Annotated in this window: 14 protein-coding genes; 5 read left to right on the top strand and 9 right to left on the bottom strand. The window is 74.2% G+C overall.

What is annotated here, in order from left to right:
• The first annotated feature begins 4 nt into the window (after positions 1–4).
• On the top strand, positions 5–1,189 hold the full coding sequence (locus AQJ58_RS30125; RefSeq protein WP_067255860.1) for a CaiB/BaiF CoA transferase family protein: 1,185 nt from the start codon (positions 5–7) through the stop codon (positions 1,187–1,189).
• 20 nt (positions 1,190–1,209) lie between these two features.
• On the opposite strand, the gene AQJ58_RS30120 is transcribed toward AQJ58_RS30125, so the two are convergent.
• From AQJ58_RS30120 to AQJ58_RS30105, 4 genes are all read right to left on the bottom strand, one after another.
• A complete protein-coding gene (locus tag AQJ58_RS30120) occupies positions 1,210–1,929 on the bottom strand; it encodes a gamma-glutamyl-gamma-aminobutyrate hydrolase family protein (RefSeq protein WP_067255858.1) in 720 nt (239 codons plus the stop codon).
• Positions 1,926–3,416, bottom strand: coding sequence for an aldehyde dehydrogenase (locus tag AQJ58_RS30115; protein ID WP_067255857.1), 1,491 nt, complete (start codon positions 3,414–3,416; stop codon positions 1,926–1,928). Before AQJ58_RS30115 ends, AQJ58_RS30120 begins: the two co-directional genes overlap by 4 nt.
• Positions 3,416–4,966 (bottom strand): APC family permease, encoded by a 1,551-nt coding sequence (locus tag AQJ58_RS30110; protein ID WP_079079330.1) that lies wholly within the window; start codon positions 4,964–4,966, stop codon positions 3,416–3,418. The genes AQJ58_RS30115 and AQJ58_RS30110 overlap by 1 nt, the downstream gene beginning before the upstream one ends.
• A gap of 180 nt (positions 4,967–5,146) precedes the next feature.
• Positions 5,147–5,773, bottom strand: coding sequence for a TetR/AcrR family transcriptional regulator (locus AQJ58_RS30105; protein WP_067255855.1), 627 nt, complete (start codon positions 5,771–5,773; stop codon positions 5,147–5,149).
• 331 nt (positions 5,774–6,104) lie between these two features.
• Between AQJ58_RS30105 and AQJ58_RS30100 the strand changes: the two genes are divergently transcribed.
• A complete protein-coding gene (locus AQJ58_RS30100) occupies positions 6,105–8,624 on the top strand; it encodes a protein kinase domain-containing protein (RefSeq protein WP_079079329.1) in 2,520 nt (839 codons plus the stop codon).
• 277 nt (positions 8,625–8,901) lie between these two features.
• Positions 8,902–9,372 (top strand): Lrp/AsnC family transcriptional regulator, encoded by a 471-nt coding sequence (locus AQJ58_RS30095; RefSeq protein ID WP_067255852.1) that lies wholly within the window; start codon positions 8,902–8,904, stop codon positions 9,370–9,372.
• A 100-nt stretch (positions 9,373–9,472) separates the two neighbouring features.
• Here AQJ58_RS30095 and hisC read toward each other — a convergent pair whose 3' ends face one another.
• Positions 9,473–10,519, bottom strand: coding sequence for a histidinol-phosphate transaminase (gene hisC / locus AQJ58_RS30090; protein ID WP_067255850.1), 1,047 nt, complete (start codon positions 10,517–10,519; stop codon positions 9,473–9,475).
• Positions 10,520–10,730: 211 nt separating this feature from the next.
• Positions 10,731–11,639: an endonuclease/exonuclease/phosphatase family protein gene (locus AQJ58_RS30085; protein WP_067255848.1), complete on the bottom strand. Its 909-nt coding sequence runs from the start codon at positions 11,637–11,639 to the stop codon at positions 10,731–10,733.
• A 153-nt stretch (positions 11,640–11,792) separates the two neighbouring features.
• On the opposite strand from AQJ58_RS30085, the gene AQJ58_RS30080 reads away from it, so the two are divergent.
• Both AQJ58_RS30080 and AQJ58_RS30075 read left to right on the top strand, forming a co-directional pair.
• Positions 11,793–14,708: an ATP-binding protein gene (locus AQJ58_RS30080; RefSeq protein WP_067255846.1), complete on the top strand. Its 2,916-nt coding sequence runs from the start codon at positions 11,793–11,795 to the stop codon at positions 14,706–14,708.
• 25 nt (positions 14,709–14,733) lie between these two features.
• Entirely contained in the window at positions 14,734–15,423 is a 690-nt protein-coding gene (locus AQJ58_RS30075; RefSeq protein WP_067255845.1) for a M24 family metallopeptidase, read from the top strand.
• Here AQJ58_RS30075 and AQJ58_RS30070 read toward each other — a convergent pair.
• From AQJ58_RS30070 to AQJ58_RS30060, 3 genes are read right to left on the bottom strand one after another with little or no spacing between them, the layout of a single operon-like run.
• Positions 15,413–16,270: a PaaX family transcriptional regulator gene (locus AQJ58_RS30070; RefSeq protein ID WP_067255842.1), complete on the bottom strand. Its 858-nt coding sequence runs from the start codon at positions 16,268–16,270 to the stop codon at positions 15,413–15,415. The genes AQJ58_RS30075 and AQJ58_RS30070 overlap by 11 nt on opposite strands.
• Before the next feature lie 10 nt (positions 16,271–16,280).
• The gene (locus AQJ58_RS30065) at positions 16,281–17,162 is read right to left on the bottom strand and encodes a fumarylacetoacetate hydrolase family protein (RefSeq protein WP_067255840.1); all 882 of its coding nucleotides are present in this window, start codon (positions 17,160–17,162) and stop codon (positions 16,281–16,283) included.
• Positions 17,159–17,611, bottom strand: coding sequence for a RidA family protein (locus tag AQJ58_RS30060; RefSeq protein WP_067255838.1), 453 nt, complete (start codon positions 17,609–17,611; stop codon positions 17,159–17,161). Before AQJ58_RS30060 ends, AQJ58_RS30065 begins: the two co-directional genes overlap by 4 nt.
• Between the last annotated feature and the right edge of the window lie 119 nt (positions 17,612–17,730).

The raw sequence follows: 17,730 nt of genomic DNA, 5'->3' as shown, positions 1-17,730 counted from the left end.
GCGCATGACGGAGCCGTCCGAAGCCCCACTGCCGCTCGCCGGCATCACCGTCGTCAGTGTCGAACAGGCCGTCGCCGCCCCCTACGCCACCCGTCAGCTGGCCGACCTCGGTGCCCGGGTGATCAAGGTGGAGCGCCCCGGCGGCGGAGACTTCGCCCGCCGCTACGACACGACCGTGCACGGTGAGTCCAGCTATTTCGTCTGGCTCAACCGCTCCAAGGAATCCCTGACCCTCGACCTGAAGACCGAGGACGGCCGGGAGGTGCTGGAGCGACTGCTGGCGCGGGCCGATGTGTTCGTCCAGAACCTGGCCCCCGGCGCGGCCGCCCGGATGGGCCTCGGGGCGCAGGAGCTGCGTGCCCGCTTCCCCTCACTGATCCCGTGCGCCGTCACGGGCTACGGCTCCGACGGCCCCTGGGCCGACCGCAAGGCGTACGACCTGCTGGTGCAGTGCCAGACCGGTCTGGTCTCGCTCACCGGCGGCCCCGCGGAACCCGCCCGGGTGGGCATCTCCGTCGCCGACATCGCCGCCGGCATGTACGCCTACTCGGGCATCCTCACCGCCCTGTTCACCCGGGCCACCACGGGGGTCGCCCGGGCCGTCGAGGTCTCGCTGTTCGAGGCACTGGCCGAGTGGATGGGCCAGCCCGCCCTCTACACCCGCTTCGGCGGCACCCAGCCCCCGCGCGTCGGCACCCAGCACGCCACCATCGCCCCCTACGGCGCCTACACGGCCGCCGACGGCAAGGACGTCCTGTTCTCCGTCCAGAACGAACGCGAATGGGCCGCCCTGTGCGAGCGGTTCCTCGGGGATCCCGCTCTCGCCGACGACCCGCGCTTCGCCACCGGTCCCGCCCGGGTCGCCCACCGCGACGAACTGAACGCGATCGTCGCCGCCCGGTTCGCCGCGTCGGACAGCGACGAGGTGCGGGACCTGCTGGACGCGGCAGGCATCGCCAACGCCGACGTCAACGACGTCCACGCCTTCCTCGCCCACCCCGTGCTCGCCGAACGGGACCGCTGGCGGCAGGTGACGCTCCCCGGCGGAGCCGGGATTCCCTCCCTCGTCCCGCCCGTGGACCTGGCCGGGGTGGTCCCCCGGATGGACGCGGTCCCCGCCGCGGGCGAGCACACCGACGCCATCCTGGCCGAACTCGGCCTCCCCCCGGCCGGCAGCGGCACCGAGTGAGCACCCTGCACGGCCCGGCGCTAACGCGAGGGTGCGCAGGCCCGTACCAGCGCGTCGAAGAGGCCCTGTTGGGCCGGGTCCGCGTGGGCGGTGTCCTCGGGGTGCCACTGCACGGCCGTGAACCACCCCGGGGCGTCCGGGAGTTCGAGACCCTCCACGGTGCCGTCGGCGGCCCGCGCCGTGACCGTGAGTCCCGCACCGGTGCGGTCCACCCGCTGGTGGTGGTAGCAGGACACCTCGGCCTTCTCCGCGCCGAGCGCCCGTTCCAGGAGGGTGCCGCGCCGGACCGGCACCGGGTGCACGCGGTGCCGGTGCTCACGCCCGGGGCCGCCCATGTCCTGCTCCAGGGTGCCGCCGAGGGCGACGTTCACGACCTGGAGGCCACGGCAGATCGCCAGCAGCGGCAGCCCCAGGTCGAGGGCGTGCCGGGCGAGCGCGAGGTCGAAGTCGTCCTGGGCGGCGTCGACGTCGTAGACACCGGCGTGGACGTCGGTGGCGCCGTAGCGGTGCGGGGCGAGGTCACCGCCGCCGGGGAGGAGTACGCCGTCGAAGCGGGCGAGGCGGCCGGGCAGCTCCCCTGGGGCGGGGTGCAGGCTCACCGGTTCGCCGCCCGCCCGCCAGACGGCCTCGATCAGGGCGCGGGCGTTGACCTCCGCGGCGTACCGCAGGGCGGAGGTCGTCGCGCTGAAGCGGGCGGGGATCGCGACCAGCGGTCGTACGGGGCTGCTCGTACGGCTCACAGCTGGATCCAGGTGGTCTTCAGTTCGGTGTACTTCTCCATCGCGTGGACGGACTTGTCGCGGCCGTTGCCCGACTGCTTCACGCCGCCGAACGGGACCGTCAGATCGCCCTCCTCGTAGCAGTTGACCCAGACCGTCCCGGCCCTCAGGGCGCGGGAGACCCGGTGGGCGGTGGACAGATCCGAGGTCCACAGGCCGGCGGCGAGACCGTACTCGGTGGCGTTGGCCAGCCGGACCGCCTCGTCCAGGTCGTCGAACGCGAGGACCGACAGGACGGGCCCGAAGATCTCCTCCCGGGCCAGCCGCATCCCCGGGTCGACCCGGTCGAAGACGGTGGGCCGCAGGAAGCTCCCGCCGCTTTCGCCCAGCGTCCGCCCGCCGCCCACGCGCAGCCGCGCGCCCTCGTCGAGGCCGGTGCCGATGTGGCCGAGGACCCGCTCCAGATGGGCCTCGCCGACCAGGGCACCCATCTCGGTCGCCGGGTCCAGCGGATCGCCGACCCGCAGCTCCCGGGCCCGGGTCACGATCGCCTCGGTGACGCGTTCGGCGACGGAGGAGTGCACCAGGAGCCGGGACGGGGCGGTGCACATCTCGCCCTGGTTGAAGAAGATGCCCCAGGCGGCGGTGGCGGCTGCCTTCTCCAGGTCGGGTGCGTCGGGCAGGACGATGTTCGGCGACTTGCCGCCCAGCTCCAGCCAGACCCGCTTGAGATTGGAGTCGGCGGCGTACCGCAGGAAGTGCCGCCCGACGGCGGTGGAGCCGGTGAAGGCCAGCACGTCCACGTCCGGGTGCAGCCCGAGCGCCCGGCCGGCCACCGGACCGTCACCGGTCACCACGTTCAGCACGCCCGGCGGCAGTCCCGCCTCGGTGGCGATCCGGCCGAGCAGCAGCGCCGACAGCGGTGCGTTCTCGGAGGGCTTCAGCACGACGGTGCAGCCCGCGGCCAGCGCCGGGGCGACCTTCCAGCTCGCCAGGGTCAGCGGGAAGTTCCACGGCACCACGGCTCCGACGACCCCGGCCGGTTCCCGGGTGACGAGGGCCAGGGCGTCCGGCGCGGTGTGCGGCGACGCGTCGGTGAGTTTGTCGGCGAGCTGCCCGTACCAGCGGAAGGTGCCGATCGCGGCGCGCAGTTCGATTTCGTACGCGTCGCTGATCGGTTTGCCCATCTCCAGGCTGACGGTCAGCGCCAGCTCGGTGCGGTGCGCTTCGAGCAGGTCGGCGACGCGCAGCAGGATCCGGCCGCGGTCGGCGGGCGCGAGGCGCGGCCAGGGGCCGGAGTCGAAGGCGCGGCGGGCGGCGGCCACGGCCAGGTCCACCTCGGCCTGCCGGGCGTCCGCGACCTCGGCCAGGACCTGGCCGTCGCGGGGCGAGACGACGGTGAACGTGGACCCGCCGCCCGGCTCCTCCCGCCCGTCGACGTGGTGCCGGGTGGGCGGGTTCAGGTCCTTGGCGCGGCGCAGCAGCTCGTCGTGGGCGAGGGCCGGCATCAGCGGTTCTCCTCCTGGTCGTCGGAACCGGGTGCGGGTGCGGGTGGGGTCGCGGGCGCGGTGGCGGGTGCGGTGGCGGGTGGGGTCGCAGGTGCGGGCGGCGCGACGGGCGGCCGGCGGGTCAGCCGGGCCACGACCACGCCCAGGGCGAGCACGGCAGGGACGGTGAGCTGGAGCCAGAGGGCGGTGGCCGAGTCGCCGCCGATGAGCGTGGTGAAGTTCTGGACGATCAGCCAGATCGTCCCGGCGATGCCGAGCGCGCCCAGTACGGGGGCGATCACGGTGTTCCAGAGCCGGGTGTCGGCACCCGAGCGGCGGAAGAAGACGATCACGGCGACGGAGGTCAGGAAGTACAGCAGCATCGCGGCCAGCACGGCGACCCCGCTGAACCAGGAGAAGAGCGTCAGCACCGGATCCTTGCCGAGGACCGCGAACGGCATCACCAGCGCCACCGCGATCACCGTCTGGACGAGGCCGGCCGCCCAGGGGGAGTGGCGCCGGTTGAGCGCGGTCAGCCGGTGCGGCAGCAGACCTTCGCGGCCCAGCGAGAACAGGTAGCGGTTGGCGGAGTTGTGGAAGGCGAGGATGCCCGCGAACAGCGAGGTCGCCAGCAGGACGGGCAGCACGTCGCCGACCCAGGACCCGAACAGCGCGGTGATGGGGGCGAAGACGAAGGAGGTGGCGTCACCCGAGGCCAGCGCCTTGCCCGCCTCGTCGGTGACCCGGGAGGCGCCGTGCGCGGAGACCAGCATCCACGAGGTGAAGGCGAAGAAACCGGTGACGACGGCGACCGAGAGATAGGTGGCGCGCGGGACGGTCCTCCTCGGCTCCCGCGCCTCCTCGCCGTAGATGGCGGTGGCCTCGAAACCGAACATCGACGCCACGGCGAACATCAGCGCCACGCCGGGGGCGCCCTGGAGCGCGGCGTGCGCGGAGAAGCTGTCGCCGATGCCGAGTCCCTCGGGGCCGCCGCCCCGGAACAGGGTGACCAGCGCGAAGGCGATCAGGATGCTGAACTCGGCGAGGACGAACACGGCGAGCACCTTGGCGCCCATCTCGATGCCGCGGGCGCCGAGGAACTGCACGATCACCATGGTCACCAGCGTCCACACCCACCAGTCGACGTGGACGCCGCCGTAGTGGTCGACCAGAGCGCTCACCGTGGCGCCGTAGAGCCCGTACATCGCGGCCTGGACGGCGCAGTAGGCGAAGAGGGCCACACCGGCGCTGCCGGAGCCGGTCGAGCGCCCGAGGCCCTTGCCGATGTAGGTGTAGAAGGCGCCGGCGTCCACGACGTGGCGGCCCATGGCGACGAAGCCGATGGAGAAGAGCAGGACCACGACACCGGCCGCGAGGTACGCCGCGGGGGCGCCGGCCCCGTTGCCGATGGCGATGGCGATGGGGACCGCGCCGGCGATGCCGGTCAGCGGTGCCTGGGCGGAGAGGACGAAGAACAGGATGCCCAGGACGCCGAGCGAGTCGGGCTTGAGCCTGCCTGCGGTGGAGGAATCGTGCGCGGAGTGCGGGGCGACCGCCGTCTGACTGTCCACTCGGATGCACCTGTCGGGGACGGGGAGGGATGGGAGTTCGTTTTGGGTCAAACGAGTTGCCTCATCGTGGGCGGGAACTATCCGTTTGGCAAGGGGGTGCGGTGGGTTTTTTCCGGCCCGAGACGCGCGAAAGCCCCGGACGTCGGACGTCCGGGGCCGCCAGAAGCGCAGGTCGGAGGGTTACGGGTGGGTGTCGTCGGCGGTGTCGCCGTCCGCGTCGAGCAAGCGCAGCAGGGAGCGCAGCTCCTCCACGGCGGAGTCCGTGACCTCGGGCTCCCCCAGGATCAGCTGGTGCAGGACGAGCCCGTCGAGCGCGGCGAAGACCAGCCGGGTCAGCGCCCGGCCCGCGCCGGCCGGCAGCATCCGGCCCAGCTCGCGCTGGGTGGCGTCGAAGTACTGGTCGTAGAGGGCGCGCAGCGGGGGCAGCAGCTCCGGCCTGCGGCGCGACTCCAGCAGCAGCTCGTACTGGAACGCCTGGGTGTCCGGGTCCGCCGCGACCATCTCCGACAGGCCGGTCGAGAAGTCCGCGACCCTGCCGGTGCCCGGTTCCAGGGAACTGGTGCTCAGCGAGGTGCGGATCGTGTGGGCCAGGGCCTCCTCGATCAGCGCGTCGCGCGAGCCGAAGTGGTGGACGACGAGACCGTGGGTGACACCGGCCTCCTGCGCGACGGCCCGGTAGGTCAGCCTGCGCAGTCCGCCCCGCGCCACCACGCGTACGGCGGCGTTCAGCAGGGCCTCGCGGCCCTCGCCGTACTGGAGCCGCTTGCGCGACGTCCGGCTTTCGGGGTCCGCGGTGGAGTCGGTCATGCGGCGACCCTATCGTGGGCCGGGGAGGTGACCTTCAACACATCCGACCTCTGTGCCGGAGCAAGTGGCTTCATTCTGCACTTGTTGCTCATCGCGCACTGTTCCCGCAGCACGGGCACGTGTCACCCCATCTCTGACGTTGCGTCATATTGCTTTCGAGAAGCGGAGGACGGGGCTCGTTCCGGCCGCCGACCGGGCGGCGGCAGGCGCGACGAAGTCGTCCCGTGCGCCTGTCCTGCCTCTAGTCTTGGGCACAGACCCCCCACAGGGCCTTCCCCCGCAGCGTGGGCGGGACCCCCGCCCGCCACCACGAGAACAGGCGGCCGAGGGCATGAGATCACTGCGCCCAGAAGACCCCCAGCAGCTAGGTCCCTACCGCCTCCTGGCGCGGCTGGGGGCAGGCGGCATGGGCCGGGTCTACCTGGCGCGGTCCGCGGACGGCCGCACCGTCGCGGTCAAGGTCATCCGTCCCGAGATGGCCGAGGACAGCAACTTCCGCATCCGCTTCCGCCGCGAGGTGGCCGCCGCCGCGGCGGTCGGCGGTGTCTACACGGCACCGGTGCTCGACGCCGCGCCGGACGCCGAGACGCCCTGGCTCGCCACCGCCTACGTGGCCGGCCCCACCCTCGCCGAGGCGGTCGCCGAACACGGGCCGCTGCCGGTGGAGACGGTCCTCGCCCTGGGCGCCGGGATCGCCGAGGCGCTGACCGCGGTGCACGCCGAGGGGCTGGTGCACCGCGACCTCAAACCGTCCAACGTGATGCTGGCCGCCGACGGCCCGCGCGTCATCGACTTCGGGATCGTCCGCGCCCGGGACGGCTACGAACTCACCGGCGACGGCTCCCTGTTCGGCTCGCTCGACTACATGTGCCCCGAGCAGGCCACCGGGGAGCAGATGGGGCCGGAGGGGGACGTCTTCTGTCTCGGCTCGGTGCTCGCGTTCGCCGCGTCCGGCCACGCGCCCTTCGGCGGGGCCGCCGGAGCCGCGCTGCTCTACCAGGTGGTGCACGGCTCGGCCGATCTGACCCAGGTGCCCGAGCCGCTCGACAAGATCATCAGCCTCTGTCACGCCAAGGACCCGGCCCTGCGGATCGACCCCGACCGGCTCTCCGCCGCCTGCGCGCCCGGCGGCACCGAACAGGTGCTGACCGAGGGGTGGCTGCCCGGGCCGGTGCTCGACATGATCGCCGCCCGCCGGGCGGCCGCGGCGCTGGCGGAGCGCCGGGCGACCGCGACGGACCTCGTCCGGGGCGAGGGCGCGCCCGACGGCGGGCGGACCGCCGCGGAACCGGCGGCCCCCGCCGACGCGGCGGAGCCGCGGTCCGCCACCCCCGGCCGGCCCGGATCGGCGTACGCGACGGTGGGCTGGCCGGCGTACGACACCGCCCTCGCCGGTGAGCACGGCGGCGCGGCCGCCGGTAGCCGCCCCGGCGGGAGCGGCCCCGCCAGGACCGGCGGCGCGGGCGAGCCGGACGAGGGGGCCTACCGCGCGGACGGTGCCGGAGCCCTCGCCGCCGAGCCGCGGGAGGCGGAACGCCACGGCCCCGGACGGCGACCGCAGGAGCGGACGGCCCGGACGACGGACCTCGACCCGGTACGGGCCGGCGCACCCGGAGGGGCGGACGACCCTGTGCCGGAACGTTCCGCCACCCCCACCCCGCACCGCGCCCGCACCACCCGCCCCCGGGTCTCCCGGCGCACCCTCCTCACCGCGGCGGCGACGGCAGGCACCGCGCTCATCGCGGGCGCGGCCGTCCTGGCGGCGCGCCGAAGGCCGGGCAGACCTCAGGTGCGCCCGGCCGGCCCGGCCCCCGAACCCGCCTGGGTCTTCCGGGGCGGCCCGCTGCTCCAGGCCCCGGCCGTCTTCCACGACGGCACGGCCCTGCTCAAGACGCGCCCCGGCACGATGGTCTGCCTCGACGTGACGAACGGCGCCCAACCCCGCTGGGTCTACCAGGGCATCAGCCTCTCGCCCACGCCCGTCATGCTGGCCTACGACGCCGCGGTCGCGCTCGGCGCGACCGGGGCCACCCTGATCGGCGTCGACCCGGCCACCGGGACCGAGAAGTTCACCCTCGACTTCGGCGAGGACTACCAGTTCGACCAACTGCTGGGCAGCTACGACAACTACTCCGTCTCGGTCCTCGGCGCCAGCCTGCAACGCCGGTCGGGAGCGCGGGGCGTGGCGACCTCCACCAGCACGGTCTTCGGCGTCGACCTGCGCACCCGCCAAGCCCTCGTCATCCCCATCGACCCCGAGGACGTCGGCGTCCCCCTGCACCCCGTCATCACCTCCGACTACTTCGTCTACGCCGACGGACTGCGCAACGTCGCGGCCCGCGACACCCACGACGACGGCACCCTGCGCTGGCGGCACCAGGTCGGCTCCGACCTCAGGCCCTGGCTGGCGGTGCTCGGCCGGACCGTGTTCGCCATCGGCTCCGACTTCATCGCCCTGGACCTCACCAGCGGAAGGGTCCGCTGGCAGGCCAAGGCCGAGCGCGGCATGTTCGCCTCCCTCGGGGCGGGCGGCAACACGGTCTACGCCACCGGCACCGACCCGTACGGCGTCCACGCCTTCAACGCGGCGAACGGCACCCGGCGCTGGTTCTGCGAGACGCCCCGCCTCAACGTCGACAGCCCGATCGCGGTCGGCGCGCACGCCGTCTACGTCCCCGCGTACGAGAACAAGGACGGCTTCTACGCCATCGACACCGCCTCCGGCCGGCTGCTGTGGAACTTCACCGACGGCCGCGACACCGGCGTCAACGACTGGCAGCTCTCCTGCGACGGGAACGGACACCTCGTGGCCCAGCACTTCGACCGGGCCTACGGCCTGCCCGTCACCTGACCGGCGCGCAGGCCCCGGCCCCGTGAGCCTGTCGCCGTCCCCCTGGTCGCCCTCCTCGACACCCCCGGCACGCCGTGCCGGGTGACCGTCCTGCGGCTCCTGCACGCCGTCACCGTCGGTGATCCGCCCTCTCTGGACACTTTCTCTGGACACTTGACAGAAGAAGGGTGGACATCGCGGAATTAGTGTTCCATAGCTCGGCCGAACCGGCGATGAACTGCCGGATCGAAGCGTCTGGGAGGGCAATGTGTCCGAGAGAACCTCACCGTCGGTGTCGATGGCCGGACGAACTGCCGTCCCGCTCGACGACATCGACCGGCAGATCCTGAGCCGTCTCCTCGAGGACGGCCGTATCTCGGTCCGCGCGCTCGCCGAACAGGTGCACATCTCCCGGGCCAACGCCTACACCCGGATCGGCCGGCTCGTCGCCGAGGACGTCATCGCCGGCTTCACCGCGCAGCTCAACCCCCAGCGGGCCGGCCTCGGCACCAGCGCCTACGTCACGATGAGCATCGAGCAGAACGCCTGGCGGGACATCTCCCGCGCCCTGCGCGCGATCCCCTTCGTCGAGCATGTCGCCCTGGTCACGGGCGACTTCGACGCCCTGATGCTGGTGCGCGCACCCGACAACCTGACCCTGCGCCAGGTGGTCCTGGAGAGCGTCCACGCGGTGCCCGGCGTGCGCTCCACCCGCACCTGGCTGGTCTTCGACGAGGTGCGCGGACGCGGCGCCACCTGGACCGACTGACCCGCGCGGGGGTCATACGTCGACCAGCTCGACGGCGCCTCCCAGGCGGGCCGGCGCGGCACCGGACGGCGCGGGCCGGCGCGAGCGCACCACGCGGCCGTCAGTCCCTCCAGCTCGCCGCGAGCGTGAGCAGGGCGTCGTTCTCCTCCGGCAGCCCGATCGTCACCCGCACGCCCTCGCCGGGGAACGGGCGGACCATGACCTTCCCGTCCGCGCAGTGCCGGGCGAAGTCCGCGCTGTCCGCGCCGAGCGGCAGCCACATGAAGTTGGCCTCGGAGGGGGGCACGTCGTGGCCGAGCTCCCGCAGCCGCCCGGCGACCCGGCCCCGTTCGGCGACGGTGAGGGCGGCCCGCCGGGCGACCTCGTCCCTCTCGCCGAGCGCCACCACGGCCGCCCGCTGGGCGAGATCGCCGACGCTGAACGGCACCTGCGTCCGCCGCACGTGCGCGGCGATCCCGGGCGGCGCGACGCAGTAGCCGACGCGCAGGCCCGCCAGGCCGTACGCCTTCGAGAAGGTCCGCAGCACCGCCACGTTCGGCCGGTCGCCGAGCAGCGCGAGACCGTCGGGGACCCGGGCCGGATCGGCGTACTCCCGGTAGGCCTCGTCGACCACGATCAGCACGTCCCGCGGCACCCGGTCCGCGAACGCGGTCAGCTCCCGCGCGCCGACCGCCGTGGAGGTCGGGTTGTTCGGGTTGCACACGAACACCAGCCGGGTCCGGTCGGTGATCGCCGCCGCCATCGCGTCGAGGTCCAGTGCCTCCTCCCGCAGCGGCACCCGTACCGCCGTACCGCCGGCGACCGCCGTGAGGATCGGGTACGCCTCGAACGACCGCCAGCCGAAGACCACCTCGTCCCCCGGATTCACGACCGTGTGCAGCAACTGCCCGCAGACCTCCGAGGACCCCGCGCCCACCGCGATCCGGTCCGGCTCCACCCCGTGGTGCGCGGCCAGCGCCTCGATCAGCGAGGAGGCGTGCAGATCCGGGTAGCGCGACACACCGCCGGCGGACTCCGCCAGGGCCGCCGCCACCCCGGGCAGCAGCCCGTGCGGGGATTCGTTGCTGGCCAGCACCACGGCCCCGGGCAGTTTGCGGCCCGGGACGTAGGAGGGCAGCCGGGACAAAGACGCACGCACACGCACCATGCTCGACTCGCTTCCGCAGCGGGGCCCGGGGCCTGGCCGCCGGGCATGTGACACGCACAGCGTGATGAGCGGAGGACACTCGCTCAACTGTTTGGCGAATTCCGCTACGTATCGTCGAAAACGGGGCGGGAGAGCGGCAGACCGTCTCCCGGGGAGCCCGCCGGGACGTGGGCGACGAGACGGACGGCGAGCCCGTCGCCGCGTGGGTTCCTCATCCGCCGGGCCGGACCGCCAGCACCGCGACCACCGCCCGGTGGTCCGTGCCCGGGAGCGTCCGTTCACCGACCGAGATCCCCGTCAGGCCCGGGCCGTGCAGCACATGGTCGAGCTGGACCAGCGGCGGCAGCGGCGCCCGGTCGGTGGGCCACGTGCGGGCCCAGCCCCGGCCCAGCTCCGCGTGGGTGTCCGTGAGCCCCGCCGCGAGCAGGGAGCGCATCGGCGCGTGGTCCAGGGAAGCGTTGAAGTCGCCCAGGAGGACGGTGTCCGGGCCGCTGCCCCGGGCGACGGAGGTGAGCGCCGTGAAGTCCCGTGTCCAGCGGCCGGGGCCGCCGAGCGGGTAGTACGTGTGGACGGCCACCAGCCGGACCGATCGTCCGCCCACGGTGACCTCCGCGGCGGTCTGCGGCCAGGCGGTGCCGGCGTCCAGCGGCTCGCCACGGGTCAGCGGCAGCCGCGAGTAGAGCGAGGAGTCGTTCTCGGGGTGCAGCTCCTGATGGGGCAGCAGCCGGCCCACCCCCGCCTCGGCGAACGCCGCGACCCCGGCGCGGGTCAGCTCCTGCACGGCCAGGACGTCGATCCGCTCGTCGCGCACCAGCCGCAGCACCGCCCGCGGATCCACCCCGCCGACATGCGCGTTGAGCGTCGCCACCCGCAACTCGGCCGCCCCGGCCGGGACATGCCGCCCATCCGGCAGGAAACGGGGCACCAGCACGGCGACCTGTGCGGCCGCCAGCAGCGCCACCACGGCCACCGTCCAGCGGGAGCGCAGGGCGGGCACGGCGACCACGGCCACCAGCAGCAGGACGCTCAGGGCGGCGCCGTACGGGAAGAGCACCACGGGAACCGCCCACACCGATCCCGCGTCCAGTCCCGTCAGTCGCACCACGAGCAGGGCGAACATCCACCGTCCTCCACTTTCGGGGCGCCCGGCGGCGATCACCGGGCTCGGGAGCAGGGACGACGGCGGTGGCCCGAACGGTTGCCGGACCCGGGCGCAGGCCTCTTGGGCATGATGGCCGCAAGCGGTACGACACGGACGGACGGAGATGAACCGGTGCCGGAGCGGGACGAGACGGCGACACGGCTGGTCGGCAGGACCGAGGAACTCGCGCGCCTCGACGGGGTGCTCGGCGGTCTCGGCCGGGACGGTGTCCCCACCGTGGTCGACATCTGCGCGGACGCCGGCCTGGGCAAGAGCCGCCTGCTGGGCGAACTCGGCACGCGGGCACGGCGACGCGGACTGACGGTGCTGCGAGGGGCGGCCACCGAGTTCGAACGGCACACGCCGTTCCAGCCGTTCACCGACGCCTTCGCCGACGCCGATCCCGCCTTCCTCGCCTCCGGCGCCGTACCCGAGGCGGCGGCCCCGGTGCTGTACGGGGTGCGTCAGGCGCCGGCGCCGGGCGAGGGCCGCGACCGCTTCGGTCTCCACCGCGCCGTGGCGGAGGTGCTGGGCGCCCTCGCGGAACAGGGCGGAGTGGTGCTGGCGCTGGACGACCTGCACTGGGCGGACCCGGCCTCCCTGGAACTCCTCGACCAGCTCGTCCGGCACCCGGTGCGCGGGCGCGTGGCGCTGGTCCTCGCCCGCCGGGAACGGCAGACCCCGCCCCCGCTCGCCGCCGCCCTGGCCCGGGGCGTGGACCGGGGGGCCGTGCTCCGGGTGCCGTTGGGGCCGGTGCCCGAGCGGGAGTGGACCGAGACGCACGCCCCCGACCTGCCGCCGCAGGACGCGCGGCGGGTCTACGCGGCCGGTGAGGGCAATCCCCTCTACCTGCGGTGCCTGCTGCACGCCCACCGGCAGGGAGGGCCCCTGCCCCCGGCCCAAGGGGTCACCCCCTCCGAGGTCCCGGACGGACTGGCGGCGCTGCTCCTGGAGGAACTGGCGGCCCTGAGCGAGGAGGAGCGCCGCACGGTCGAGGCGGTGGCGGTCCTGGGCGAGCAGGCCACCCCTGCCCTGCTGCGGCTGCTGACCGGGAACCCCACGGCGCCGGAGCTCCAGAGGCGTACCGGCGCGGCGGTGCGCCGGGATCTGCTGCGCACGCAGCCCGACGGCCGCTGGACGCTGCGCCATCCGCTGCTGCGCGCCCTGGTCTACGAGAACGTTCCCGCGCCGCGCCGCGCCGAACTCCACCGCGCCGTCGCCGAGGAGCTGGCCCGCACCGGTGCCCGCGCCGCCGAACGCGCCCACCACGTCGAGCGGTCGCTGACGGGCTGGAACCCGGTGTCGGCGGCCGTGCTCACCGAGGCGGCCGCCGGATACGCCCACACCGCGCCCGCGACCGCCGCCCATCTGCTGGACGTCGTCCTGTGGCTGATGCCGGACACACCCGGCCACTCGGCGCGGCGCGGCGAGCTGACGCTGGCCCGTGCCAGGGCGCTCGCGGTCGGCGGTGCCCTGCGCGAGAGCCGCGACCTGCTCCACACGCTGATCAGCCGCTGCGGGCCCGACGACGCCGCACTGCGCGGGGACGCGACGGCGCTGTGCGCCATGATGGAACGGCACCTGGGGCACTGCCCGGAGGCGACCGCCCTGCTCCGGCGGGAGCTGACCCGCGAGCCCGGCCCCGGCCCCCGTCAGGCGGTCTCCCTGGGCCTCGCCCTCGGCATGGCCGCCCTGAACACCGTCAGCTACCCGGCCGTCCGCGACGACCTCGCCCGCACGCTCGCGCTGGCCCGCTCCCACGACGACCCGACGGGCGAACTGGGCGCGCTGGCGCTGGCCGCGCTGGGCGAGGCGTACTCCGGCGACACGGCGGCGGCGACCCGGTCGGCCCGGGCCGCCGCCGACCTCGCCGACGCGCTGACCGACCCCGACCTGACCGAACTCTGCGAGGCGCTGGTCTGGCTGGCCTGGGCGGAGGCCCTCCTCGAACGCCACGCCGACGCCGAACGCCACACCGACCGGGGAGTCGACCTCGCCCGGCGCACCGGTCAGGTCCATGTCCTGCCCCACCTGCTCACCGCCCGGGCCTTCCTCCAGCTGACCACCTGCCGGCTGCCCAGCGCCCTCGCCGCGGCCGAGGAGGCGGAGTCCGTCGCCCGCGCCGTGGCCAGCGGCGACCTGCTCGCCCTCACCCTGAGCTTCAAGGCGCTGATCCTCCTGCTGCGGCGCCCGCTGGGCGACCCCCAGGCCCTCGCGACGGCCGAGGAGGCCGTGGCCGCCGCCGGCACCAGCCGCCACTGGTGGGCCGCGCTGGCCGGCTGCGTCCTCGGCCACATCGCCCTGGTCGGCGGCGACCCGCACCGCGCGCAGGACGCCATCCTGCGCGCCGGCGGCCCCGACCTGCACGGCCTGCAACCCTCCACCCTCCCCGGCCAGCTCGAGACCCTCGTCGCCACCGCCCTCGCCACCGGCGACCCGGCACAGGCCGAGCGCTGGGCCGACCGGGCCGCCGAGGAGGCCGACCGCATCGGACTGAACGGCCAGCGCGGAGCGGCCCTGCGGGCCCGGGCCGCCCTCGCCCAGCACCACGGCGACCCCGCCACCGCCGCCCGCCTCCTGGAGGAGGCCGCCGGGGCCTACGCCCCTTCCGGCGCCGTCCTCTGGGAGGCGTACTCCCTGCTGCTGGCCTCCGCCCAGGCCCAGGCCACGGGCGACCTCCCGCACGCCACCGCGCTGTGGGAACGGGCCCACCGCCTCGCCGACACCGGCGGCGCCGGCCTCCTGACCGACCTCGCCGCGCTGGTCCGCCCCCGCACCGAGGAACGCCCGCCCGTCCCCACCGAACTCGACCGGCTCACCGCACGCGAACGGCAGATCGCCGCACTCGTCGCCGAGGGGCTGGGCAACCAGGCCATCGCCACCAAGCTGTTCCTCAGCCGCCGTACCGTCGAGACCCACCTGTCGGCGATCTACCGCAAGACCTCGATACCGTCCCGCTCGGCCCTGGCCGGCCTGATGGCCCGCGCGGGACTCGACCGGCAGCCGTGGCCGGGGGCTCCGCCCCTGGCGGGAGCGTACGAGGCGTGATCCTCCCGCTTGTACCCTCCCGGGTATGACCGATGACGAAGCCACCCGCGCCGCCCGGCTGTCGGACGCCCAGGCGAAGGCCGTGCGGCTCTTCGCGGAGATCGAGGAGCGCGCCCTCGTCGCGCCGGGGCAGGGGGAGCGGGCGGTCAGCGACCGCGTCCGTGACCTGGCGAACGAGCTGTTCGGCACCACCCGGCACTGGCACAAGCGGATCGTGCGCTCGGGCCCCCACACCCTGCTGCCGTACAAGGAGAACCCGCCGGACCGGCTGATCGGCGCGGACGACATCGTGTTCGCCGACTTCGGGCCGATCTTCGAGGAGTACGAGGCCGACTTCGGCCGGACCTTCGTCCTGGGCGACGACCCGGTCAAGCACCGGCTGCGCGACGACCTGGCGAAGGTCTTCGCCGCCGGCCGCCGCTTCTTCGAGAGCGACCCCGGTATCACCGGCAAGCGGCTGTACGCCGAGGTGGAGCGGCTGGCCGCCGAGGCGGGCTGGGAGCTGGGCGGCTGGCACGCCGGGCATCTGGTCGGAGAGTTCCCGCACGAGTGGATCGACGGCGCGGACGTCGAGTCGTACATCACCCCCGCCAACGACACCCCGCTGCGGCGCACCGACAAGGCGGGCCGCCGCTGCCACTGGATCCTGGAGATCCACCTCGTCGACCGCGGGCGCGGGTTCGGCGGGTTCTACGAGGAACTGCTCACGCTCTGACCAGCGCGGCGGCGTGCGCCGCGGCAGCGGGCCGCAGCAGGGCGTCGAGCCGCTCGAACAGCTCGGCGGCGGCCACCCCCTTCCACTGCGGCGGCAGCAGGTCGAGGGGCAGGCCGGGGTCGCGGTAGGGCAGCCGCCGCCACTCGGTGAGCATCGGCACATAGGACCGGAACGCCTCCAGGGGCTCCGGCGCGCGCTCCGGCGCCGCGTCGCGGACGGGGCCGTACCGGCGCAGGAAGTCCGCGTAGAGCCCGGTGAGTTCGTCGAGGTCCCACCAGGAGCGGATCTTCTCGCGCGGGTCCCCGAAGGCGACGTGGTCACCGGTGAACAGGTCGGCGTACGCGGACAGCTCGCGGCGTTCCAGGGTGCGCCGTGTCTCGGCCGCCAGGTTCCCGGGCGCGACCCACACGCCCGAGGCCGCCGTGCCGAAGCCGAGCCGGGTCAGGACCGTGCGCAGCTCGTGCCGCTTCTCGCGCTCGGACTCGGGCACGGAGAACACCACGAGCACCCAGCCGTCCTCCCGCACGGCCCGGGTCCGCCGGAAGATGCGCACGTCGCCCTCGGCGAGCGTCTGGAGGGTCGCCTCGGCCGGCGCGTACCCGGCGACGCCGTCCCGCCGCTCGGCGCGCAGCACCTCGCGGCGCTTCATCCGCGAGACGGAGGACCGTACCGCCCGGCCCTCCACGCCGAGGTCGGCCATCAGGGCGATCAGGGACGCGACCGACATCCAGGCGTGCCCCTCGCGGGCGTAGAGACCGAACAGCGTGAGGATCAGCGGGGCGTGGCGCACCTCGCGCTCGCCCGCCGGGGCGCTCGCCGGGATCGTCTGCGTCGTCCGCGCGGTCATTCCCCGCACCTTATGTCAGCCGGGTCCGGGTCACGGTGTTGCGCAGTTCGCCGAGGCCACTCACCCGGGTGACGACGGTGTCGCCGTCGCCCAGGAAGATCTGGGGTTCGCGTGCGCTGCCGATGCCGCTGGGGGTGCCGGTGAGGACGACGTCCCCGGCGCGCAGGGTCATGCCGCGGCTCAGTTCGGCGATGATCCGGGGGACGGGGAAGGCCATGTGGCCGCTGGTCGCGTCCTGCAGGAGGCGGCCGTCGACCTCGCACTGCACCCGCAGGGAGCCGAGGTCGTCGATCTCGTCGGCGGTGGTGAGCCAGGGGCCCAGCGGCATGGTGGCGTCGATGCTCTTGCCCTTGAGCCACTGGCCGCCGTGGGCCCGCTGGAGGTCGCGCTGGGAGACGTCGTTGGCGACCAGGTAGCCGAAGACGTGGTCCAGTGCCTTCTCCTCGGGGATGGAGCGGCCGTCGCGGCCGATGACGAGGGCGATCTCCGCCTCGTAGTCCCACTGCGCGGAGAGGGCGGGGTCGTAGGCGATGGGGTCGTACGGCCCGATGACGGTGTCGGGGCCCTTGGTGAAGAAGGTCGGGTGCTCGGGCAGGCTCACCGGGTCCTGGCCCCCGCGCTTCCCGCGGGACTCCTCGAAGTGGTCGAGGTAGTTCCAGCCGGTGCACAGGATGTCGCGGCGGAAGCGGTGCAGCGGTGCCTCCAGCCGGATGTCCGACAGCGGCAGCGACGGGCCGCCCGCGGCACGGGCCGCGTCCAGGGCCTCGGGGCCGCCGCGCACGAGGTCGTCCACCGTGCCGATCTCCGGCGGCAGCAGGGTGACCGTCCGCTCGGGCAGGTGCACGGCGCCGGCTCGCCGCGTGCCGTCCAGGGTGAAGGAGGCGAGTCTCATGCGGGCCCCTGCGGCCGCGGGGCGACGAGCCGGTCGTCCGGGATGACGAGCCGGTCGTCCGGGATCACGGCGACCCCGAGGATCTCGATCACCGCCTCGGGCTGCCACAGCGCCGTGCAGCCGATACCGGCCATCGCTGGGTAGACCGGCCCGGCGAGCTCGCGCCAGACCTCGCCGATCTCCTTGCCGTGCGCCTGGTAGTCGGGGATGTCGGTGAGGTACAGCGTCACGCTGACCAGGTCCGCGGGCTCACCGCCCGCCGCCCGCAGGGTGGTGAGCAGATTGCCGAACGCCTGCCGGAACTGCGCCACGACGCCGCCCGGAACGATCTTCATCTCGGCGTCCAGGGCGGTCTGGCCGCCCAGGTACAGCGTGTTCCCGGCCAGCGTGCCGTGCGAGTAGCCGCTGGGCCGGGGGAGGGAGTCCGGGTTCACGGGGACGGGGGGCATGGGGCCTCCGGAGCGCGTCGGTGCTGACTGGGGCTGGCAGGGCTGACTGGAGCGTGTATTGACTTTAATTGACGACAGTGAAAAATACGAGACATCGGAATCCCGGACCCGACCGCCCC

The sequence above is a fragment of the Streptomyces sp. DSM 15324 genome, assembly GCF_001514285.1.
GTDB lineage: Bacteria > Actinomycetota > Actinomycetes > Streptomycetales > Streptomycetaceae > Streptomyces.
This window is presented reverse-complemented; position numbering and strand designations above follow the sequence as displayed.